The sequence below is a fragment of the Pseudarthrobacter scleromae genome (genome assembly GCF_014644515.1).
Classification (GTDB): Bacteria; Actinomycetota; Actinomycetes; order Actinomycetales; family Micrococcaceae; genus Arthrobacter; species Arthrobacter scleromae.
This window is the reverse complement of record NZ_BMKV01000011.1, coordinates 1-20372: the sequence shown is the minus strand read 5'-3', so window position 1 is coordinate 20372 and position 20372 is coordinate 1. Positions and strand designations below refer to the sequence as shown.

The window sequence follows — 20372 nt, the reverse complement described above, 5'->3', positions numbered from 1 at the left end:
TTCTCCAACCCGGCGGATCCATGGCTACACCGGCCAATCCGGCCAAGGAGATGACCCATGAGCTCCGCCACTGACAGCCCCGCAACAAGCCCTGCCACCGGCCTCCCCACCTCCACAGGTCCGGCAACAGACTCCCCCGCAGAGGAAACCCCCGTACCCGCCGGCAAGATCGGCGCCGGCGTCACGGCTGATGAGGCCCGCGCCGTGGCCGAGGCCGCGCGGGAATCCGGCTGGGAGCGGCCCAGCTTCGCCAAAGGCCTCTACCTGGGCAGCTTCGACCTCAGCCTGGTCCACCCCTGGCCCACCCCGGACCCGGCCTCCGTGGAACGGGGCGAAGCGTTCATGGCCCGGTTGCTGGAGTTCGCCGGCACCTTGGACGGGCGGGTGATCGAGCGTGAGGACAGGATCCCCGACGACTACATTCGGGGCCTGGCGGACCTGGGTGTTTTCGGGATGAAGATCCCCCGGGAATATGGGGGCCTGGGCCTGTCCCTGGTGTACTACGGCCGCGCACTGGCGCTGCTGGGCAGCGTGCACCCGAGCCTCGGCGCACTCCTCTCGGCACACCAGTCAATCGGGGTGCCCGAACCGGTGAAGGTATTTGGCACCCCGGAACAAAAGCGCGAGTACCTGCCACGATGCGCCGCCGGTGCCATCACCGCCTTCCTGCTGACGGAACCTGACGTGGGCAGCGACCCCGCCCGGCTGGGCAGCACTGCAACGCCCACGGACGACGGCGAAGCGTACCTTCTGGACGGCGTCAAGCTGTGGACCACCAACGGGGTGATTGCGGAACTGGTGGTGGTGATGGCCGTGGTTCCGGCGCACACGGATGCTGACGGCACCCGCCACAAGGGCGGCATCAGCGCCTTCGTGGTGGAAATGGACTCGCCGGGCATCACGGTGGAAAACCGGAATGCGTTCATGGGCCTGCGGGGCATCGAAAACGGCGTGACCCGGTTCCACCAGGTCCGGGTGCCGGCCGCCAACCGGCTGGGCCGCGAGGGGCAGGGACTGAAGATTGCGCTTACCACCCTGAACACCGGCCGGCTCTCCATTCCGGCGCTGTGCGTGGCGTCGGGCCGCTGGAGCCTGAAGATCGCCCGGGAATGGTCCAACGCCCGGACCCAGTGGGGCAGGCCGGTGGGCGAGCACGAGGCCGTGGGCAAGAAAATCGCGTTCATCGCCGCCTCCGCCTTCGCCCTGGACGCGGTTTTTGAGCTCTCCGCCGAACTCGCCGACGCCGGCCAGAAGGACGTCCGGATCGAGGCCGCCCTGGCCAAGCTCTGGGCCACGGAGATCAGCTGCCGGATTGCCGATGAACTGGTCCAGATCCGGGGCGGCCGCGGCTTTGAGACCGCGGAATCGCTGGCGGCACGCGGCGAGCGCGCCGTTCCGGCGGAGCAGCAGCTGAGGGACCTGAGGATCAACCGGATCTTCGAGGGCTCGTCGGAAATCATGCGGCTGCTGATCGCCCGGGAGGCGGTGGATGCGCACCTGGCCGCCGCGGGCGACCTTGCGTCGCTGGACGCGAGCCTGTCCGACAAGGCGAGGGCCGCCGTCGGGGCTTCCGGCTTCTACGCCCGGTGGCTTCCCAAGCTGGTGGCCGGTGCCGGCATGGACCCGCGCTCCTACAGTGAGTTCGGGCGGCTGGCCAAGCAGCTGCGCTTCGTGGAGCGTTCGTCACGGCGCCTGGCGCGCCAGACGTTCTACGGGATGGGCCGCTGGCAGGCGAAACTCGAACGGAAGCAGGCGTTCCTGGGCAGGGTGGTGGACATCGGCGCCGAGCTGTTCGCCATGACCGCCTGCTGCGCCCGGGCAGAGATGCTGCTGCACACCGCACCCGAAAAGGCCGCCAGTGCTTATGAGCTCGCGGAAGCATACTGCGAGCAGGCCAGGGTGCGTGTGGACGAGTACTTTGACCAGCTGTGGCGGAACACGGACGACGCGGACCACTCCCTCACGCGGAAGGTCCTCGCCGGGGACTACGCCTGGCTGGAGGAAGGCGTCCTGGACCAGTCCGAAGGGACCGGTCCGTGGATCGCTGACGCCTCCCCCGGGGCCTCCCGGCGGGAAAACCTGCACCGTAAATACCGGTGACGCCACAGGTCACGAAATAGTAAGCATCCTTGCTATCACTGGTGGGTGATGCTTGAGTGGAGCCATGAGTAGCTCAACAGACCCAGAGAACCTGCCCCCGAGGCGTGCCCGCGAGGATGTTGACCGAACCGGGAACCGCCGCGACGATGCCGTTGGCGGCGAGCCCACCCGCTCCTACCCGCAGGTGCCGGCAAGCGATGCCACGCCGACCTCCACATATGACCGGGTGCCGGACCGCACAGGGCGGGCCGGTGCCTCCGCCGAGCGGGAGTACGTTCCCACAGCTTCCGCGCCGGCTGTTGATCCCAACCTGACCGACCGGCAGACCGCCGTGGCCCGGGAAAAGGAACAGTTCGGCGGCATCAAGGTAGGGTCCGCGTTCTTCGGCTGGCTGACTGCCACCGGCATGGCCGTCCTGCTCACCGCCTTTGTAGCGGCGGCGGGAACGGCTGTAGGCCTGGCCACCAACACCGATGTCAATGAAGCTGTCAGCCAGGCAGCCCAGAACCAGGGCACGGTGGGACTGGTGGGCATTATCGTCCTCCTGGTGATCCTGTTCCTGTCCTACTACTCCGGCGGGTACGTGGCAGGCAGGATGGCGCGCTTCAATGGCGCCAAACAGGGCCTCATGGTGTGGATCTGGGCGCTGATCGTGGCGATCCTTGTGTCCATCCTGGGCCTGGTGGCAGGGCAGCAGTTCAACGTGCTGGCCAACCTCAACAGCTTCCCGCGGATCCCCATCAACGAAGGGCAGCTGACCACCACCAGCATCATCGCCGCCGTTGTGGTGGCTGCGGTTGCCCTCATTGGCGCCGTCCTCGGCGGACTCGCAGGCATGCGGTTCCACCGCAAAGTTGACCGGGCCGGCTTCACGCCGGACAGTGCCTACGACGACGAGTAGTCAGGCGTGGACGTCTCCGTCCACGTAGAACCAGCGGCGGTTTTCCCGCACGAACCGGCTGGTCTCGTGGAGGACCCCGCGGCTGCTGCCGTACCGGTAGTGCGCTGTGAACTCCACGATGCCCTCGGTATCCAGCGGTCCTCCGCCAGATGTGGAGAGGATGTCCAAGCGCCGCCACTCCATCCCCGGATCCAGCTCCAGCTCCGCAGGCACTGTACGGGGGTGCCAGGTGCGCATCAGGTAGTCCGCGTCCAGCAGTGCGAAGGCACTGTAGCGGGAGCGCATGAGTTGCTCTGCGGTGGCAGCATCCGCCGCACCCCGGTGGAAGCGTCCGCAGCACTGCCCGTATTGCTCCCCGGACAGGCACCGGCAGTTTTCCTGGTCCATGGATACCGTCATGCAAAAGATGCTGTCACACGCGGTAACAGCTTTGCTACAACCCGGGGCGCGCCCCTGCGTCCGGCGGCACTGCACCCCAAAAATCCGTAAGGTGGAGAGGGAGCGGGCGCTTTGGCGGTGATGGGCCCGGGTGGGCCCTGCTGCCGGCAGAGAGGAGAGATGACGTGGAGAATCCGGATACGCTCATCCTCAACCTGACGTTCCTGGGCACCGTGGGCGTTGCATTCCTGATGTTCCTTGTCCTCTTTCTGCTGGGGGTCATCACCCTGGTCCTGGCGGGGCTTGGCCGCCTGGCGGCCGCGGTGCTGATGGCCTTGTTCGGCCGGCGCTCGCGAAAAGAATCCCTTCCCCTGGTGCGCTTCACCGGACCTGCCGGGAGCCAGCAGCAGGCGTCCGACGACGGCGCTGGCGCGGCGTCCGCAGCAGGCCCGGCACGCGCCGGGCTGCTTGCACGCGCCTTCCGCAAGCGGGCCGGGAAGACTCCCCGTGACTGGCGCGCGGCGCTGCAGCCCACACACCTGAAAACGACGCTGCGCACCGCCGTCGAACACCACCCCGCGCTGACCGCCGCCCGCCGCGAACCGCCGGCCCTCGCGGAGGACTGGGCCAACGCCGTTGCGGACGCGGACGCCCGGGCAAAGGCCAAGGCACGCGCGGCTGCGCCGGACATCAAGCTTTCAGTGCGGGATTTGCCCGATCCCCAGGTACCGGCAGAAGAAGTTGCGGAAGTGGCCCCGCTGGTGGAGTCCGCACTGGATAACAGCCGCCCCTCGCGGGAGCTGCCCCGGTCATTCAAGAAGCCACAGGTCCCCCACGTCCTGGCGCCGCTGGACACCGGATCGCTGGTGTCCCTGTCCGGCCCGGCGCAGATCAGCAGGGCCGCAGCGGAGGCAGCCAGGGAAACCGGTTCCAAAGGGTCTGCTTCGAAGGGCAGACAGCCCTTACCCTGAGCAACCATCTGGGTTAGCGTGAAACCCATGGAATTCAGATACCTCGGAAACAGCGGATTCAAAGTCTCGGAAATCACGTTCGGCAACTGGCTGACGCACGGATCGCAGGTGGAGAACGACGTCGCCACCCAGTGCGTGCGGGCAGCGCTCGACGCCGGCATCAGCACGTTCGATACAGCTGACGTCTACGCCAATACGGCAGCGGAAACGGTCCTGGGTGCAGCGCTGAAGAACGAACGGCGTGAATCCCTGGAAATCTTCACCAAGGTCTATGGACCCACCGGCCCCAAGGGCAAGAACGATCTTGGCCTGTCCCGCAAACACATCATGGAATCCATCAACGGCTCGCTGCGCAGGCTGCAGACGGACTACGTGGACCTCTACCAGGCCCACCGCTACGACTTCGAGACGCCGCTGGAAGAGACCATGCAGGCGTTTGCGGACATCGTCCGGCAAGGCAAGGCCCTGTACATCGGTGTCAGCGAGTGGACCGCAGACCAGCTCCGGGAGGGGCACAAGCTGTCCAGGGAGCTAGGTTTCCAGCTGATCTCCAACCAGCCCCAGTACTCCATGCTGTGGCGGGTTATCGAGGCCGAGGTCGTGCCGGCGTCGGAGGAGCTGGGCGTGTCCCAGATTGTCTGGTCCCCCATGGCGCAGGGCGTGCTCAGCGGCAAGTACCTGCCCGGCCAGCCTGCACCTGAAGGCAGCCGCGCCACGGATGGCAAGGGTGGCGCGAAGATGATCGAGCGCTGGATGCGCGACGACGTCCTGGCCGGCGTGCAGGACCTCAAGCCCATCGCCGAGGAAGCCGGCCTGTCCATGCCGCAGCTGGCCGTGGCGTGGGTGCTGCAGAACCCGAACGTTGCCTCGGCCATCGTCGGCGCCTCGCGGCCGGAGCAGATCGCGGACAGTGTGGCGGCGGCAGGCGTGAAGCTTGAACCGGAGATCCTGAAGAAGATCGACGACGCCATCGGATCGCTGGCTGAGCGGGACCCCGCCCAGACCAAGTCCCCCGCTGCGCGGGAAGCCTAGGACGGCCTGTGACGTCCGCAGCGGAACTGCCTGACTTCCCTGGCCTCGGCGTCACCGGGTCCACCGGCGGACTGGGCGGGATGGTGGCTCGGGAACTGGCCGCGCTGGGTTCCGCCCAGCGGCTGCTGGTCCGGGATCCTGCCCGCGCACCCGAGTTGGACGGTGCCACGACCGCCGTGTGCAGCTACATGGACTCCGCGGCGGCCCGTCAAGCCCTGGACGGCGTGAAAATCCTGTTTATGGTGTCCGCCGCAGAAACGGAGGACCGCGTGCAGCAGCACACCGCCTTCATCGACGCCGCGGCAGGCGCCGGGGTGCAGCATGTGGTGTACACGTCCTTCTACGGCGCGGCGCCCGATGCCACCTTTACCCTGGCCCGGGACCATTACGCCACGGAGGAGCACATCCGGGCGTCCGGCATGGACTTCACGTTCCTGCGGGACAACGTCTACCTGGACTTCCTGCCGCTCCTGGCCGGGGAGGACGGCGTGATCCGCGGACCTGCCGGCAAGGGCGCCTTCTCGGGGGTGGCCCGCGAGGACGTCGCCCGCTGTGCGGTGGCCGTCCTGCGCGACCCCGCCATCCACAAGGGCGCCACCTACAACCTGACGGGCCCCGAGGAACTTACCCTGGCCCAGGCCGCGGACATCATCACGGAGAGCACGGGCCGCACCGTCACCTACCAGCCGGAGACGGTGGAGGAGGCCTACGCTTCGCGGGCCTCCTACGGCGCACCTCCCTGGCAGGTGGACGCGTGGGTAAGTACGTATACCGCCATCGCGGCGGGGGACATGGCGGGGATTTCACCGGATGTCCACGGGCTCACCGGCGAGGACCCCATCAGCCTGCGCGAGTTCCTGGCCAGGCCTGTCCTCTGACTCCCCCGGGAGGGGCGTTGACGTGCCGGCAGGGCGGGCGTAGACCTGTGGGCAGGGGACGTTCGAGCCGGCCGGCAGGAGTGGCACCACCATGAAACAGATCTTCACGCACCAGCAGTCCGCGGGCCCAGCCGCAGCGGCGGAAAGCCCCGCTGGACACACGGCCGGGCCCACCACCGGCCCGATCACCCGGGAGGAACTCCAGCTGGGGGCCCGCAACCACTCCATGCCGCTGGAGGCCCTCCGCCGGGACATCACCCCACCGGGGCTGCACTACGTCCTGACCCACTTCGACATCCCGGACATTGACGAGTCCTCCTGGCACTTGCGGATCAACGGTGCGGTGGACATGGCCATGGAGCTGACCATGGCCGCGCTGCGCAGGGACCCCGTCATCACCGTGCCCGTCACCCTGGAGTGCGCCGGGAACGGACGGTCGCTCCTGGAGCCGCGGCCGGTCAGCCAGCCGTGGCTCCTGGAAGGCGTGGGCACCGCGCACTGGACAGGCGTACCCCTGGCCTACCTCCTGGGAAAGGCGGGCGTCCACCCGCACGCCGTCGAAGTGGTGTTCACCGGGGTGGACGAGGGCGTCCAGGGCGGCGTCCCCCACCGCTACGCACGCAGCCTGCCGATCCATGAGGCGCTGCGTCCCGACGTCGTCCTTGCCTACGCGATGAACGGCAGCGAACTGCCGCCCCAGCACGGCTACCCGCTGCGGCTGGTGGTACCCGGCTGGTACGGCATGGCCAGCGTGAAATGGCTGCAATCCATCGAAGTGGTGACCACCCCGTTCAAAGGCTTCCAGCAGGAGGTCGCCTACCACTACCAGGAATCAGCGGACGACGCCGGTACGCCGGTTTCGCGGATCAGGGTGCGTTCGCTGATGGTTCCGCCGGGCATCCCGGACTTCCTTACCCGCAACCGGATGCTGAAACCCGGGCCGGTGCTGCTGCAGGGCAGGGCGTGGTCCGGCGGGGGTGCCGTCACGTCGGTGGAGGTGGGCGTCGACGGCGTGTGGCTGCCGGCCCAGCTCGACAAGCCTGCGGGCGGATACGCGTGGCGGAAGTGGACCATGCCGTGGGTGGCGGACGCGGGCGAGCACGTGCTGTCCTGCCGTGCCACGGACTCAACCGGTGCCACCCAGCCCCTGGAGCAGAACTGGAACTACCAGGGGATGGGCAACAACGTGGTGCAGCGCATCAGCGTAACGGTTGGGTAGCCGGGCGGCCCGGCTGGTGCTGGAGCCGCCAACAGGTCCGGCGCCGGGAAAGCGGGCCGGGCTATACTCGGTGCCAGCCATGACCAGCCTTCCTTCCTCCCCCGCCAGTGTCCGCATCGACGCGTGGTTGTGGGCCGTGCGCGCCTACAAAACCCGCTCCGCGGCTACTGCTGCCTGCCGGGCGGGCCACATCCGGCTCAACGGCAGCCCGGCCAAGGCATCCGCGACGCTGGTCACCGGCGACACGGTCACCGTTCGGATGTCAGGCTACGAGCGCATCCTCGAGGTGCGCCGGCTGATCAACAAGCGCGTCGGGGCTGAACCGGCTTCGCACTGTTTCACCGACCACACGCCGCCGCGCCCGATCGCCCCCGCGCTTGGCCTGCCGCAGCGCGACCGGGGTGCCGGCCGGCCCACCAAGAAGGACCGCCGCGAGATGGAACGGCTCCGCGGTTCGGCGTGACGGGCCTGGTCCTTGCCAACGTGCGGATACCCGGGGGCGCCGCACTGTACAGCGTGCACATCAGTGACGGCTGTGTAAGCCGGCTCGGCGCAGGTAGTGAGGCCCCGGGTGCCGCGCACGTCATCGACGCAGGCGGACGCTGCCTGATTCCAGGGCTGTGGGACGAGCACGTCCACATGACCCAGTGGGCGCTGCATGCGAACCGCATTGATCTCTCCGGTGCCGTCAGCGCCCAGGATGCGGCCGCCGTCGTACGTTCTTCGATGCCCGGCGCCGATCCGTCGGTGACCGCCGTTGGCGTCGGCTTCCGTGACGCCCTGTGGCCGGACACGCCCTCCCTGGCGCTGCTGGATGAGGCAACCGGCAGCCGGCCCACCGCACTGGTCAGCCACGACCTGCACAGCGTGTGGCTCAATACCGCTGCGGCCAGGCGTTACGCGGTTCAGGTGGACGCCTCCGGGCTGCTGCGCGAGGACCCTGCCTTTGCACTGACCCGGGAGCTGGGCCGCCTGCCCGACGCCGTGGTGGATGCCTGGGTGGCCGGAGCCGCCAGGGCGGCTGCTGCCCGCGGCGTGGTGGGCGTGGTGGATTTCGAGATGACATGGAACCGGGACCCGTGGCTTCGGCGCATTGCCGGCGGCTTCGATGCCTTCCGGGTGGACGCCGGTGTCTACCCTGCCGACCTTGAGCGCGCTGCGGCCCTGGGCATGAGGACCGGGCAGGAGGTCGACGGCGGCAAGGGGCTGCTGCGGGTGGGGCCGCTCAAGGTGCTTATTGATGGGGCGTTGAACACCCGCACCGCCTATTGCGTGGATCCCTACCCCTTTGGCGGGCACGGGCTCCTGACGGTGGAGCCGGAGGAGCTCCTGGCGCTGCTGGAGCGGGCAAGGGCCACCGGATTCCTTCCCGCCGTCCATGCAATCGGGGATGCGGCCAACCAGGTGGCCCTCGACGCTTTCGCACGGGCCGGGGTTGGCGGGCGGATCGAGCACGCGCAGTTTGTCCGCCGGGAGGACCTGGCGCGTTTCGGTTCATTGGGGGTGCTGGCCAGCGTCCAGCCTGTCCATGCCCTGGATGACCGCGATGCCGCGGAGACCAACTGGCCCGGGCGGACTGACCGCGCCTTCCCGCTGCGCTCCCTGCTCGACGCCGGGGCATCGCTGCTGCTGGGCTCGGATGCACCCGTGGCTCCGCTCGATCCTTGGGCTGCCATGGCGGCGGCCACTGTGCGGGCCCGCGATGACGGGCGCGGGCCGTGGCATCCCCAGGAAGCCATTACCCGCCGGCAGGCGCTGCTGGCTTCGAGCCGGGGGCGTTCGCGGGTGCGCGTGGGTGATCCTGCCGACCTGGTACTTCTTGACGAGGATTCCATTGCAGCGCCGACCGACGTGTTCGCTGCGATGCCGGTGGCTGCCACGCTGGTCGCCGGGCGTTTTACGTACGACGGCGGCCTGGCGTAGGTCCGGCTGCGGGCTCACGCCTTGGTGCGTGCCCTCACGAGGTTGGCAAACGGGAGCCTTCCGTGTTCCTCAACGAAGGCCGTGTGGTAGTCCGCTTCTGCCTTGGTGAGGTGTTCCGCCGGCAGTTCCTTCCAGGCGATCAGCAGCTGGTCCGCGTCCGCGAGCTGCCAGACCAGCCGGCCGTCCCAGTGCCCCGGCGGCTTGCCCTGCCCGAAGTCCAGGAACTCCTGGACCTGCCGCCGGAGGCCGCGGTTGCCCTTGCTGCCGGGACCTGCCTTGCCCAGGTAAAGGACGACGGCGGCGTCCACCCATTCGGCGGCGAGGGCGGGCCCGGGCAGCGACGGGTCCTTCTTCTTGAAGACGCCCGCGGTGCTCTTCTTCAGGAAGCGGGGCTGGAACCCTTCCGGCGCCAGGACGGCGAAGACGCCTGTACCCTGCGGGATCCGCATGGCCTCGAGCGACCCGACGGGACGGAAGCCCGCGAACCCCTCGGCTTTCAGGCCCTTTCTGGTGAACTGCATTCCCTCATTCAACAGCACGCGTGACGGCCACTTGGCTTATCCCGGCTTATCCACATACCGCCCTTGGCAGCGGGTCATTGTCAGACCGTGCTGGAAGACTTTGCTTATGGAAGCGGTTCAGGGGCTGTCAGAGGCACTGCCAACAGCGCAGGTGGCGGGAAGCCCCGGGGTGCCACCGGTTTCTGGAGTCCTGTCCGTGGCTGACGTCTCGCGCTCCTTGTCTTCGGTTCCGGTTGCGGCTGACGGCCCCGGGATGATTGACCAGTTGCGAGAGCTTGAGGATCTGAAGTCCCTGGCGGCTGCGAAACAGGCCCGGATCGCTGTGGCTTTTGATCTATCCCAGCGGCGGGAGCAGGCCGCTGCCGGTGTCCCGGCCAAGGAACAGGGCGCCGGTGTGGGAGCTGAAATCGCGTTGGCGCGGCGGGAGTCCCCGGCCCGCAGCGGCCGGCTCCTGGGCCTGGCCAAAGCCCTCGGCACCGAGATGCCCCGCGCCCTGGCCGCCCTGGAGTCCGGGGAGCTGAACGAATGGCGCGCCACCCTGATCGTGAGGGAGACAGCGTGCCTGTCCGCCGAAGACCGGTGTGCGGTGGACGAGGAACTCGCCGCCGACGCCGGCACCCTGGCAGGGGCCGGGGACCGGGCCATCATTGCCGCGGTCCGGGCTGCCGCGTACCGGCGCGACCCGCACTCGGTGGCCAAACGCGCCAGTCATGCGGTGAACGACCGGACCGTGACGCTTCGCCCGGCGCCGGACACCATGGCCCGCCTGACCGCCCTGCTGCCGGTCGCGCAGGGCGTCGCCGTTTACGCTGCCCTGACCCGCCACGCCGACACCGCCCGATCAAACGGTGATGAACGCTCCAGGGGTGCGGTCATGGCCGACCAGCTCGTCGAAAACATCACCGGCACCCCCGGAGGGGTCAGCAGCATCGAAGTCCAGCTGGTCATGACCGACCGCACCCTCTTCCAGGGCGACAGCGAACCCGCACGGCTCGCAGGCTACGGCATCGTCCCCGCCCACTGGGCACGACAAACAGTCCTCGGAGAAGAAACTGACACCGCGGAGCCCACCACGTGGCTCCGCCGGCTCTACACAACCCCCGGCACCGGCGAACTCCTCGCCATGGATTCGAAAGCCCGGATCTTCCCTCCCGGGCTCCGCCGGTTCCTTCAGGTCCGCGACGACACCTGCCGCACCCCCTACTGTGATGCGCCCATCCGGCACCACGACCACATCATCCCCTGGCACCAGGACGGGCCCACCACCAGTCACAACGGCCAAGGCCTCTGCGAAGCCTGCAACCACACCAAAGAAACACCCGGCTGGACAGCCCGCACACTCCCAGGCCCCCGACACACGGTGGAACTCCAAACCCCCACCGGCCACACCTACCACTCCACCGCACCACCACCACCCGGCACGGGTACTCCGTCCCGCCGCCGTGAAAAACGCCCAAAGCACCTGCGGCAGGCCAAAGCACGCAAATGCGCGCGCCTCCGGCATTCCCTCGCGGCCTGAGGACAGAAGCCGCTTCGGGAGTATCGGCTGCCCGGGTTCCAGCTGACCCAACTGCCGATCCAACAGAAGGGAGAGAGAACTTCACCTGCCCACCCATCAGCGTGGAAGCGTAGAGTGGCCTAAGACGCCTGATTCTGGACGCCTTGCTGCTGAGGGAGAAATCGTGACGATTGATTGGGACGAGAAAAAGGCCCTGCTACAGGAACCGAACATTGCGAAGGTCACCCAGCTTTGCGATGAACTGATGGAGAAGAAGCCAGGGTCTGTCGTCCCTTATATCGACCCTGTGCACGACGAGGATGAGTGCCGGATCGTCAGCCTGCAGGTCAGCCCCGGCAAGGGCACCGTGTCCGGCTTTGTCTCGCACTACAACGACGATGAAGCCGCCCGCCGCGCCACCCAGATCTACGAGTTGGCCGAACTTGATCCCCGCTACGTGATGCCGTGGCACGCCTACCCCTGGGTCCGCGATGCCGATATGCCGTCCGCCCTGAACGTGCAGGAGAAAACTGACGGCCTCCGACCTTTCCGGCAGTTCCTGAAGATCAACTCCCGGGTGTCCGCGGTCATCGCCCACGGCACCGACGCTTCCACTTTCCTCACCCTCTTCGAGAAGACCTACCACCAGTCGCTGAAGAACAGCGGCATCAAGGTGTACAAGGCCACCGCGCTCGGAGGCCGGGCCTTCGCCGTCTCGGAAGCGAAGCAGGAAGAGCTCCTGGCCAAGAACGTGGACATCTACAAGGACGCCATGCAAAGGGCAGGAATCCAGCACCTCTAATATTCCGTCCAAGGCATGGATGTCATCGCTTGGCTGCTCGAGTCCGATCCAGCCCTCCGCTGGCAGGTCCTGCGCTACCTGACCGGCGCGGCACCTGAGACAGTGATTGCTGAACGGAACCTGGTTGCCACCAGCGGCTGGGGCGCCCGCCTTCTTGCGCTGCAGGGAGCAGACGGGCAATGGGACGGCGGCACCTACTGGCCGGACCATGACGACGACCCCCACGGCCAGCCTTGGACCGCAACCACCTACACCCTTCTGCTCCTGCGTGATTTCGGCCTGAACCCTGCCAGCCGGGAAGCCCGGCGGGCGGTCAGCCTGGTGAGGGACAACAGCCGCTGGGAGGAAGGCAACCAGCCTTTCTTCGACGGCGAAACAGAGCCCTGCATCAACGGCATGGTGGTGGGGCTGGGCGCCTACTTCGGAGAAAGCGTTGACACTGTGGTGGAGCGGCTGATCAGTGAACAGCTTCCCGACGGCGGGTGGAACTGCGAAGCAGAACGGGGATCCGTCCGTTCTTCGTTCCACACCACCATCTGCGTGCTGGAAGGACTGCTGGAGTACGAACAGGCCACCGGCGGGACCGGCTCATCACGGGAGGCCCGCCACCGCGGCGAAGAATACCTGCTGGAACGGAGGCTGCACCGGCGGAACAGCACGGGAGCGGAGGTCAATCCTGAATGGCTGCAGTTCTCCTACCCCACCCGCTGGTTCTACGACGTACTCCGCGGGCTGGACTACTTCCGCTCCGCCGTCGGCTCGCCCGACGAACGGCTGGAAGAAGCCGCAGAGGCAGTCCGCTCAAGGCAGCAGCCGGACGGCTCATGGCTGCTGGAAAACACCCACCCCGGCAAGGTGCACTTCGCGCTGGAGGACGGCGACGGGCAACCCAGCCGGTGGAACACCCTCCGCGCACTCCGGGTCCTCAAGTGGTACGGGGGCCACCAGAAGGGACCGGCCACTGAACCGGCTTAGCCCTCAAGCAGCCGCCGCCGGTGCTTCAACTCCTTGACCCATGCCCTGGTGACCATGTCCGGGAAGGGAGAGCCGCCGTCGTCCGTCCTTTGCCCGGACCCGCCCAGACCGCCGAAGGCGGTCCCGGACTCCAGGTCCGCCAGCAGCGGACCCGCCGCTTTCAGGGCAATCTCCACCACCTGGGCGGCCGCGCGCTCCGTCAGCCCGAGTCCCGTGGCCCAGCCCACGAAATGGCGGCGTGAGACGCCGGTCCGTTTGCCGTCCATGGCCAGCGCAAGCGTCTTGTCGCCGTAGACCACTGTGGAGGGAATGTCGTAGACCGGCGCGATGGTCCACTCCCCGGACGGTTGCTGGACCATGGACACGTTCTTGGCGTGCAGGTCACCGTTGCCGGCAAGCCATGCATAGGCTCCCTGGATGGCAAGGTTCCTCAGGGCAGGAAGGGGCGCAGCACAGTGGTCCGCCAACGCATGGCAGACCTGCCCGTAGCCCACGTTGTACTTGTCCGCCGGATAAAGCTTCAGCACCTGCGCCCCGTCCTCGACCGCCAGCCGCTGCACCCTGCCCGGCTGGCCCGCGCCCGTGGGAACCCGGTCGAAACGCTCAACCAGCAACCCGGGCCTGCCGGCAACGTCCCGGATCAACCTGACCTTGCCCAGCGGGATCCTGAGCTTGGCCGCGTAACGGAACATCACCAGCTCGTTCTCCACCACATGAGGAAATTCTGGAGCGTTGAGCTTAAGGATGAATTGCCGCCCGGTACCGGTCACAGGAACCGAGATCATGCCGGCGGAGAGCTTGTCCTGCACGCCGGCCAGGGCCACCGGGTCAATCAGGTCGGGGTCCCCCAGCAGCTGGTCGAAGTCCACCGGCTTTTTCGGATCGAGCCGGACCGCATGATCATCCGGGTCCAACGGCTCCCCGTGGCCCACGATCTGAACGTCGCCCACAGGATTCGCGCCGGCGGCGATGAGCAGGGACAGGTCGTCATCAGCGCTGGTCTTGATGGAACGCCGCAGCGCATTAAGCCGGCGGCCCTCAGGCAGCAGCCCGGTGAAATAGGGCGGCGCGGCCCCCGCGGCGGACAGCACCGGTTCGCGGCTGAGCGGCAGGGAAGTCGCGACGGCGGGCCCGGCCGCTTGGAAGTAGGCGGGCAGGTAGCTGAAGCGGGTACCGCCATCGTGCCGCTCCAACCGTGCTGCCAGAACGCCCACTTTGTAGATGTCCGCGATGCGGTGCCTCATTGTTCAGGGCTGTTCTCAGCCGGCTGCCCGGCCGCGCGGGCCGCCTGGCTGGTCCGTGCGGCGACCTTCAGTTCCAGGCCCAGTGTTTCAAGGACGGCGACCAGGGAATCCAGCTGGACGCTCGGCTTGCCCTGCTCGACGAAGCGGACAAAGCGCTCGGAGACGCCGGCCAGCTGGGCGAGATCGTGCTGCGTCAGGCGGAGGACTGCGCGGCGGGCGCGCACTTCGCCTGCCAGCACCGCTGCAAAGCCCTGGGCCATAGGACTCCCCTAGGTACGATCGTGCCGTTTCATGCTTAATGGCAAGTGTAACGACGGCCAAGGACCAATGACTAGTGGGGAATCGGCACGAACCTACCGATGTCGCAGCAGGGACTCCCCGCCGACTCCAAATCCGGCGCCCTCCGGCGCAGCCCCGTCAGCGCGCAGGCGCGTTCCATAGCAGATTAGTCCGGCAAGCCCAAGGTCGAGTTTTCAGCCCAGTTGACATAAGTTGGGTCGCATATGTCGCAGCTCACATCCGTGCGGGGGGTCAGGCAGCATCTTCGGTTGTCCTGAAACAGAGGCGGGCAGAACGCAGGCCCTCAACGAAAAGAGTATGGAACCAATGCAATCAATTCCTATGGCCGTGACGGACGACGTCGGCTGGCTCGCATCAATAGAAGAAGCGATCGATGCGGTGTTCCGCCCGGTCGCTGAGGTATTTTCGACGATCGTCTTCTTCCCCATCACGATTGGCGATGTCAGCTTCCCGGCTGTGGTGGCCTGGCTCATCGCCGCCGGTGTCATCATCAGCATCTACTTGGGCCTGATCCAGTTCCGCGGCCTCAAGGTGTCCTACGAAGTGGTGCGCGGAAGGTACTCCGCCCACCACGATCCCGGCGAGGTGCCGCACTTCCATGCACTGACCTCCGCCTTGTCCGGCACTGTCGGCCTGGGAAACATCGCTGGCGTGGGCGCCGCCATGGCACTTGGCGGACCCGGCGCCACTTTCTGGATGATCCTGGCCGGCCTGCTGGGCATGGCTTCGAAATTCGCTGAGTGCACGCTCGGCGTCAAGTACCGCCAAATCCATGAGGACGGCACGGTAACGGGCGGGCCGTTCAAGTACCTGCCCGTCGCCTTCCATAAGTTCGGCAAATGGCCGGTGAAGATCCTCACCGGAATCTTCGCCGTTTCCATCCTCATCTTCGCGGTGGCCGGTGGAAACATGTTCCAGGCCAACCAGACGTTCGCCCAGATGCGGAACGTCACCGGCGGTGACGAAGGTTTCCTCGGCAGTGCCGGAGCGGCCCTGATCTTTGGCCTCATCCTCGCGGCACTGGTCGCCGCCGTAATCCTCGGCGGGATGAAATCCATCGGCGCCACCACCAGCAAACTCGTTCCGGCGATGGCAGCCGTCTACGTGCTTGCCTGCCTCTTCGTGATCTTCGTGAACATCGGCCAGGTTCCGGCCGCGTTCAACGCCATCATTACCGGCGCCTTCAACCCGTCGGGCATGGCCGGCGGCCTCGTGGGCGTCATGATTGTCGGCTTCCAGCGCGCAGCGTTCTCCAATGAGGCAGGCTTGGGATCTGCTGCCATCGCGCACTCAACCGTGAAGACCCGCCGCCCTGTCAGTGAAGGCTTCGTTGCCATGTTTGAACCCCTCGTTGACACAGTCATCATCTGCACCATGACCGCCCTTGCAATTGTTATCGCAGGTGCACCGAGTCTGCAGGCAGGCATCGACCAGGTGCAGGCCGGGGAGGGCGCACCCGACGGCGTCATCCTCACGTCCGACGCCTTCGCCACAGTCCTGCCCTGGTTCCCCGTGGTCCTGGCCGTAGCTGTGGCGCTGTTCGCCTTCTCCACCCTGATCACCTGGTCCTACTACGGCCTGAAGGCATGGGAGTACCTGTTCGGTCGCAGCAAGGCCTCTGAAATTTCCTACAAGTTCGTCTTCCTGTTCTTCACCGTTGTTGGAACCGTCCTGACGTTCGGACAGGTGCTGAACTTCGCCGATGCTGCCCTGTTCATTTGCGCATTCATTAACTTGCTGGGCGTCTACATGTTGCTGCCGGTGATCAAGCGCGAGATGAAGGCCTATCTTGCGGAGCGGAAACGCGGCGACCTTCACAAGCTGGGCGCTGAGATTGACGAGGTGGAGAGCCCCCGCTCCTAGCACTGGAGCATCAGTAGAGGGCTTCTTCCCTCCACCCGGAGGCCAGGGAGGTTGGCGCCGTCACGGCGCCAACCTCCCTTTTGCGTTGATCCGCATTGACACCGCGTGTGACGCCTGCCATATTTAAAGCGTGAACCTGTCAGACAGCCGGACAGCAGGACAGCCTGCACCCCTCGCGCGGCTCAGTGCCGCCGAAGCGGTCTTCAATGCGATCCGGCAGGACATCGAGTCAGGTGCCGTTCCCGTTGGCAGCAAGCTCAGCTCCGAGTCCACGCTGTCCCAGCAGTACGGGGTGAGCCGCTCGGTGATCCGCGAGGCCCTCCGCTCCTGCACGGCCCTGGGGCTGACCGTCACCAAAACCGGCAAAGGCACGTTCGTCGTGGCGGACAAGGTGGCCAACGACCTCTCCCTCGGCCAGTACTCAGCACGGGACCTCACGGAAGCCCGCCCCCACATCGAGGTTCCCGCAGCCGGCCTGGCCGCGGAGCGGCGCAGTGACGGGGAGCTGGAAACACTCCGCCACCTCGTGGCCGCCATGCGCACCGAAACCGATCCCGAATCCTGGGTTGCCCTGGATTCCAGTTTCCATGCAGCCATCGCCCGGGCCAGCGGCAACAGGGTGTTCGCCAGCGTGGTGGCGGACATCCGCGGCGCCCTGGCCCACCAGTCCGAAACCCTGAACATGGTGGCGGACAGGCAGCACGCCTCGGACATCGAACACCAGGACATCCTCGCCGCCATCGAGGCAGGCTCCGCCGAGGATGCACGCGCCGCGATGGCCCACCACCTGCAGGCCGTGGGCCTGGCCCTCGATTCCATCCTCAATACATAGCCCCGCCAAATCCAGCCAAGGAATCCATGCTTTCCCCTGCCCTTTCACCTGCACTCAGTGCTGCCGCCCTCCCGCAGCACACACCCCTGGTCGCTGCCACCCGCGACGGAATGGTGGAAAGCATCCACTACGGATCAGCCATCGCGCTGGACGCTGACGGCACCACAGTGGCAGCCGCAGGTGATCCGCTTGCACCGTTCTACCCCCGCTCCTCGCTCAAGCCGCTGCAGGCCGTGGCCATGGTCCGGGCCGGGCTCGAACTTCCCACGGAGCTCCTCGCCCTGGCTGCCGCAAGCCACTCCGGCAGCGCAAAGCACCGCCAGGGAGCCCTGCGGATCCTGGAACTGCACGGGCTCAGTGTCAGCGATTTCGAGAACAGCAGGGACCTCCCCTACGGCCCGGGCGAACGGGAGGAGTGGCTGCGCAACGGGGGCCGTTCCACCCAGCTCACCCAGAACTGCTCTGGCAAGCATGCCGCCATGGCGGCCACCTGCGCTATCAACGGCTGGCCGGTCAAGGGCTACCTGGATCCCTCGCACCCGCTGCAGCGGCTCGTGGCCACGACCGTCACCGAGCTCACCGGCGAAGAACCCCTCGCCCTCAGCACCGACGGCTGCGGCACTCCCCTGTATGCCCTGACCCTGCCGGGCATGGCCCGCGCCTTCGGTGCGATCGCCCGCGCCGCCGCGGACAGCAGCGGCAGGAACGACGACGACGGGCCGGCCCAGCTGGGCGCGGAAGCCGCCGTCGGCCTCGCCATGCAGCAGCACCCGGACATGGTGGCCGGGGAAGGCCGTGACGTCACCGAGCTGATGCGCCTGCTCCCGGGCGCGGTGGCGAAGGACGGCTTTGAAGGCGTCCAGCTGGTGGGCCTTGCGGACGGCCGCTCGGCAGCCGTGAAGATTTCCGACGGCGGCGACCGCGCCCGGATGCCCGCCACCGTCAAGCTGCTGGAGGCGCTGGGCGTGGACACCGCCCCGCTCGCCGGCATTGGAACGGCGCCCGTCCTGGGCGGCGGCCATCACGTGGGCCTGCTGCAGGCCACGGATTTCCTGACCCACACTTTCCCGTCCGCACCCGTCAACGAAGCCCTGTAAGGACACATGACCATCATCGATACCCCCGCCTCCGCAGCTGCAACCACACCTGCGCACACCCGGTCCGAGCACGACCTGCTCGGCGACCGCGACATCCCCGCCGTGGCCTACTGGGGTGTGCATACGCTCCGGGCCGTGGAGAACTTCCCCATCACCGGCCAGAAGCTGTCCTCCAACATGCACCTGGTCCGCGGCCTCGCTGCGGTCAAGCTGGCCGCCGCCCGCACCAACCGGGAACTGGGCCTGCTGGACGCGGAACGCTCGGACGCCATTGAGCAGGCCTGCCAGGACGTGCTCAACGGCAAGCTCGCCGACCAGTTCGTGGTGGACGTCATCCAGGGCGGTGCCGGGACGTCGTCGAACATGAACGCCAACGAGGTCATTGCCAACCGCGCCCTCGAAATCCTTGGCCACCCCAAAGGCGACTACGCCCGCCTGCACCCCAACGACCATGTGAACCTCAGCCAGTCCACCAACGATGTCTACCCCACCGCGGTGAAGCTGGGCACCATCTTCGCCGCGCGGGAACTGCTGGATGCCCTGGCCGAACTGGAGGAAGCCTGCGCAGCTAAGGCGCTGGAATTCCGCACGGTGGTGAAGATGGGCCGCACGCAGCTGCAGGACGCGGTGCCCATGACGCTGGGGCAGGAGTTCGGCAGCTACGCCATCACCATCGGCGAGGACCGGCTCCGCCTGGCTGAAGCAGATCTGCTCATCCACGAGATCAACCTCGGCGCCACCGCCATCGGCACCGGCCTGAACGCCCCCGCAGGCTATGCGGAAGCTGCCTGCCGGCACCTCGCCGAAGTGACCGGCCTGCCGCTGGTGACCGCGCCGGACCTGATCGAAGCGACCCAGGACGTTGGCGCCTTCGTGCACCTGTCCGGCGTGCTCAAGCGGGTGGCCGTGAAGCTCTCCAAGATCTGCAACGACCTGCGCCTGCTCTCCTCCGGACCGCGCGCCGGCTTCGGCGAAATCAACCTGCCGGCTGTCCAGTCCGGCTCGTCCATCATGCCCGGCAAGATCAACCCGGTGATCCCGGAAGTGGTCAGCCAGGTGGCCTACGAGGTCATCGGCAACGACGTCACCATCACCATGGCGGCCGAAGCCGGGCAGCTCCAGCTGAACGCGTTCGAGCCGGTCATCGTCCACAGCCTCCACAAGAGCATCTCCCACCTGGAAGCCGCCTGCCGCACCCTGACGGCGCGCTGCATCCGGGGCATCACCGCGAACACCGAGCACCTGCGCCGCACAGTGGAGCAGTCAATCGGCCTGGTCACAGCCCTCAATCCCCATCTGGGCTACGCCACCGCCACCGCCATCGCCAAGGAAGCACTGGCAACCGGCAAGGGCGTGGCCGAACTCGTCCTGGAACACGGACTCCTCACCAACACACAGCTCCAGGAACTCCTCAGCCCTGAGCGCCTCGCCAACCTGAGCAAGTAATCCCCCATGCCAACGGATACCCCTAGGACCCCCATGTCTAATCCCACGCTCCCTGACCACGTGATCGACGGTGGTCATGCCCATGCTTCTGAGTCGGCGTTGCATGCCGAGGACCAGGGCTACCACAAGAATTTGAAGCCCCGGCAGATCCAAATGATCGCGATCGGCGGCGCGATCGGTACCGGCCTGTTCCTCGGCGCCGGCGGCCGGCTCAACGCCGCAGGCCCGTCCCTGGTCATCGCCTACGCCGTCTGCGGGTTCTTCGCGTTCCTCATCCTCCGCGCCCTGGGCGAACTGGTCCTCCACCGGCCCTCCTCAGGCTCCTTCGTCTCCTACGCCCGCGAATTCTTCGGCGAAAAAGCCGCGTTCGTCTCCGGCTGGTTCTACTGGAT

20 protein-coding genes are annotated in these 20372 nt (G+C 67.1%); 16 read left to right on the top strand and 4 right to left on the bottom strand.

What is annotated here, in order from left to right:
- Positions 1-57: 57 nt before the first annotated feature.
- Both IEX33_RS18975 and IEX33_RS18970 read left to right on the top strand, forming a co-directional pair.
- The gene (locus IEX33_RS18975) at positions 58-2100 is read left to right on the top strand and encodes an acyl-CoA dehydrogenase family protein (protein ID WP_229675459.1); all 2043 of its coding nucleotides are present in this window, start codon (positions 58-60) and stop codon (positions 2098-2100) included.
- 64 nt (positions 2101-2164) lie between these two features.
- Entirely contained in the window at positions 2165-3001 is an 837-nt protein-coding gene (locus tag IEX33_RS18970; protein WP_188732433.1) for a TIGR04086 family membrane protein, read from the top strand.
- Here the strand turns inward: IEX33_RS18970 and IEX33_RS18965 are convergent, their stop codons facing one another.
- A complete protein-coding gene (locus IEX33_RS18965) occupies positions 3002-3400 on the bottom strand; it encodes a YchJ family protein (protein WP_188732432.1) in 399 nt (132 codons plus the stop codon). It lies immediately after the preceding gene.
- A 164-nt stretch (positions 3401-3564) separates the two neighbouring features.
- Here IEX33_RS18965 and IEX33_RS18960 point away from each other — a divergent pair, with 164 nt between their 5' ends.
- The 6 genes from IEX33_RS18960 (at position 3565) to IEX33_RS18935 (ending at position 9402) form a co-directional block, all read left to right on the top strand.
- Entirely contained in the window at positions 3565-4350 is a 786-nt protein-coding gene (locus tag IEX33_RS18960) for a hypothetical protein (protein ID WP_188732431.1), read from the top strand.
- A gap of 27 nt (positions 4351-4377) precedes the next feature.
- Positions 4378-5382, top strand: a complete 1005-nt coding sequence (locus tag IEX33_RS18955) for an aldo/keto reductase family protein (protein ID WP_188732430.1) — start codon at positions 4378-4380, stop codon at positions 5380-5382.
- 8 nt (positions 5383-5390) lie between these two features.
- Positions 5391-6260: an SDR family oxidoreductase gene (locus tag IEX33_RS18950; RefSeq protein ID WP_229675458.1), complete on the top strand. Its 870-nt coding sequence runs from the start codon at positions 5391-5393 to the stop codon at positions 6258-6260.
- A gap of 91 nt (positions 6261-6351) precedes the next feature.
- Entirely contained in the window at positions 6352-7479 is a 1128-nt protein-coding gene (locus tag IEX33_RS18945; RefSeq protein ID WP_188732429.1) for a sulfite oxidase, read from the top strand.
- A 79-nt stretch (positions 7480-7558) separates the two neighbouring features.
- Positions 7559-7942 (top strand): RNA-binding S4 domain-containing protein, encoded by a 384-nt coding sequence (locus tag IEX33_RS18940; protein WP_104189934.1) that lies wholly within the window; start codon positions 7559-7561, stop codon positions 7940-7942.
- Complete coding sequence (locus IEX33_RS18935) at positions 7939-9402, top strand: amidohydrolase (RefSeq protein WP_188732428.1); 1464 nt, start codon at positions 7939-7941, stop codon at positions 9400-9402. The genes IEX33_RS18940 and IEX33_RS18935 overlap by 4 nt, the downstream gene beginning before the upstream one ends.
- Positions 9403-9416: 14 nt before the next feature.
- Here IEX33_RS18935 and IEX33_RS18930 read toward each other — a convergent pair whose 3' ends face one another.
- Positions 9417-9923 (bottom strand): hypothetical protein, encoded by a 507-nt coding sequence (locus IEX33_RS18930; RefSeq protein ID WP_188732427.1) that lies wholly within the window; start codon positions 9921-9923, stop codon positions 9417-9419.
- 106 nt (positions 9924-10029) lie between these two features.
- On the opposite strand from IEX33_RS18930, the gene IEX33_RS18925 reads away from it, so the two are divergent.
- The 3 genes from IEX33_RS18925 (at position 10030) to IEX33_RS18915 (ending at position 13198) form a co-directional block, all read left to right on the top strand.
- Complete coding sequence (locus IEX33_RS18925; RefSeq protein WP_188732426.1) at positions 10030-11442, top strand: HNH endonuclease; 1413 nt, start codon at positions 10030-10032, stop codon at positions 11440-11442.
- Positions 11443-11605: 163 nt separating this feature from the next.
- Entirely contained in the window at positions 11606-12223 is a 618-nt protein-coding gene (locus tag IEX33_RS18920) for a uracil-DNA glycosylase family protein (RefSeq protein ID WP_104189932.1), read from the top strand.
- 15 nt (positions 12224-12238) lie between these two features.
- The gene (locus IEX33_RS18915; protein ID WP_188732425.1) at positions 12239-13198 is read left to right on the top strand and encodes a prenyltransferase/squalene oxidase repeat-containing protein; all 960 of its coding nucleotides are present in this window, start codon (positions 12239-12241) and stop codon (positions 13196-13198) included.
- Here IEX33_RS18915 and IEX33_RS18910 read toward each other — a convergent pair.
- Together IEX33_RS18910 and IEX33_RS18905 are read right to left on the bottom strand one after the other, a co-directional pair.
- Complete coding sequence (locus IEX33_RS18910) at positions 13195-14442, bottom strand: type II toxin-antitoxin system HipA family toxin (protein WP_188732424.1); 1248 nt, start codon at positions 14440-14442, stop codon at positions 13195-13197. The two genes, IEX33_RS18915 and IEX33_RS18910, sit on opposite strands and share 4 nt — an antisense overlap.
- Positions 14439-14702: a helix-turn-helix transcriptional regulator gene (locus IEX33_RS18905; RefSeq protein WP_188732423.1), complete on the bottom strand. Its 264-nt coding sequence runs from the start codon at positions 14700-14702 to the stop codon at positions 14439-14441. Before IEX33_RS18905 ends, IEX33_RS18910 begins: the two co-directional genes overlap by 4 nt.
- A 346-nt stretch (positions 14703-15048) precedes the next feature.
- Between IEX33_RS18905 and IEX33_RS18900 the strand changes: the two genes are divergently transcribed.
- From IEX33_RS18900 to IEX33_RS18880, 5 genes are all read left to right on the top strand, one after another.
- Positions 15049-16605, top strand: a complete 1557-nt coding sequence (locus IEX33_RS18900; RefSeq protein ID WP_188732422.1) for an alanine/glycine:cation symporter family protein — start codon at positions 15049-15051, stop codon at positions 16603-16605.
- 130 nt (positions 16606-16735) lie between these two features.
- Positions 16736-17437, top strand: coding sequence for a FadR/GntR family transcriptional regulator (locus IEX33_RS18895; RefSeq protein WP_188732421.1), 702 nt, complete (start codon positions 16736-16738; stop codon positions 17435-17437).
- A 26-nt stretch (positions 17438-17463) separates the two neighbouring features.
- Positions 17464-18534 carry an asparaginase gene (locus tag IEX33_RS18890; protein ID WP_188732420.1) on the top strand — a complete coding sequence of 357 codons (1071 nt, stop codon included), beginning with the start codon at positions 17464-17466 and terminating at the stop codon, positions 18532-18534.
- Between the two features lie 6 nt (positions 18535-18540).
- Positions 18541-19980: an aspartate ammonia-lyase gene (locus IEX33_RS18885; RefSeq protein ID WP_188732419.1), complete on the top strand. Its 1440-nt coding sequence runs from the start codon at positions 18541-18543 to the stop codon at positions 19978-19980.
- Positions 19981-20013: 33 nt separating this feature from the next.
- On the top strand, positions 20014-20372 hold a 359-nt coding region (locus IEX33_RS18880; RefSeq protein WP_188732418.1), incomplete at its 3' end, for an amino acid permease.

Excerpts from the sequence above, each read along its gene's own strand:
- IEX33_RS18955 (WP_188732430.1), top strand. The coding sequence starts at position 4,378 with ATGGAATTCAGATACCTCGGAAACAGCGGATTCAAAGTCTCGGAAATC.
- IEX33_RS18910 (WP_188732424.1), bottom strand. The coding sequence starts at position 14,442 with ATGAGGCACCGCATCGCGGACATCTACAAAGTGGGCGTTCTGGCAGCA.
- IEX33_RS18890 (WP_188732420.1), top strand. The coding sequence starts at position 17,464 with ATGCTTTCCCCTGCCCTTTCACCTGCACTCAGTGCTGCCGCCCTCCCG.
- IEX33_RS18945 (WP_188732429.1), top strand. The coding sequence starts at position 6,352 with ATGAAACAGATCTTCACGCACCAGCAGTCCGCGGGCCCAGCCGCAGCG.
- IEX33_RS18915 (WP_188732425.1), top strand. The coding sequence starts at position 12,239 with ATGGATGTCATCGCTTGGCTGCTCGAGTCCGATCCAGCCCTCCGCTGG.
- IEX33_RS18885 (WP_188732419.1), top strand. The coding sequence starts at position 18,541 with ATGACCATCATCGATACCCCCGCCTCCGCAGCTGCAACCACACCTGCG.
- IEX33_RS18925 (WP_188732426.1), top strand. The coding sequence starts at position 10,030 with ATGGAAGCGGTTCAGGGGCTGTCAGAGGCACTGCCAACAGCGCAGGTG.
- IEX33_RS18900 (WP_188732422.1), top strand. The coding sequence starts at position 15,049 with ATGCAATCAATTCCTATGGCCGTGACGGACGACGTCGGCTGGCTCGCA.
- IEX33_RS18940 (WP_104189934.1), top strand. The coding sequence starts at position 7,559 with ATGACCAGCCTTCCTTCCTCCCCCGCCAGTGTCCGCATCGACGCGTGG.
- IEX33_RS18905 (WP_188732423.1), bottom strand. The coding sequence starts at position 14,702 with ATGGCCCAGGGCTTTGCAGCGGTGCTGGCAGGCGAAGTGCGCGCCCGC.
- IEX33_RS18975 (WP_229675459.1), top strand. The coding sequence starts at position 58 with ATGAGCTCCGCCACTGACAGCCCCGCAACAAGCCCTGCCACCGGCCTC.
- IEX33_RS18970 (WP_188732433.1), top strand. The coding sequence starts at position 2,165 with ATGAGTAGCTCAACAGACCCAGAGAACCTGCCCCCGAGGCGTGCCCGC.
- IEX33_RS18965 (WP_188732432.1), bottom strand. The coding sequence starts at position 3,400 with ATGACGGTATCCATGGACCAGGAAAACTGCCGGTGCCTGTCCGGGGAG.
- IEX33_RS18930 (WP_188732427.1), bottom strand. The coding sequence starts at position 9,923 with ATGCAGTTCACCAGAAAGGGCCTGAAAGCCGAGGGGTTCGCGGGCTTC.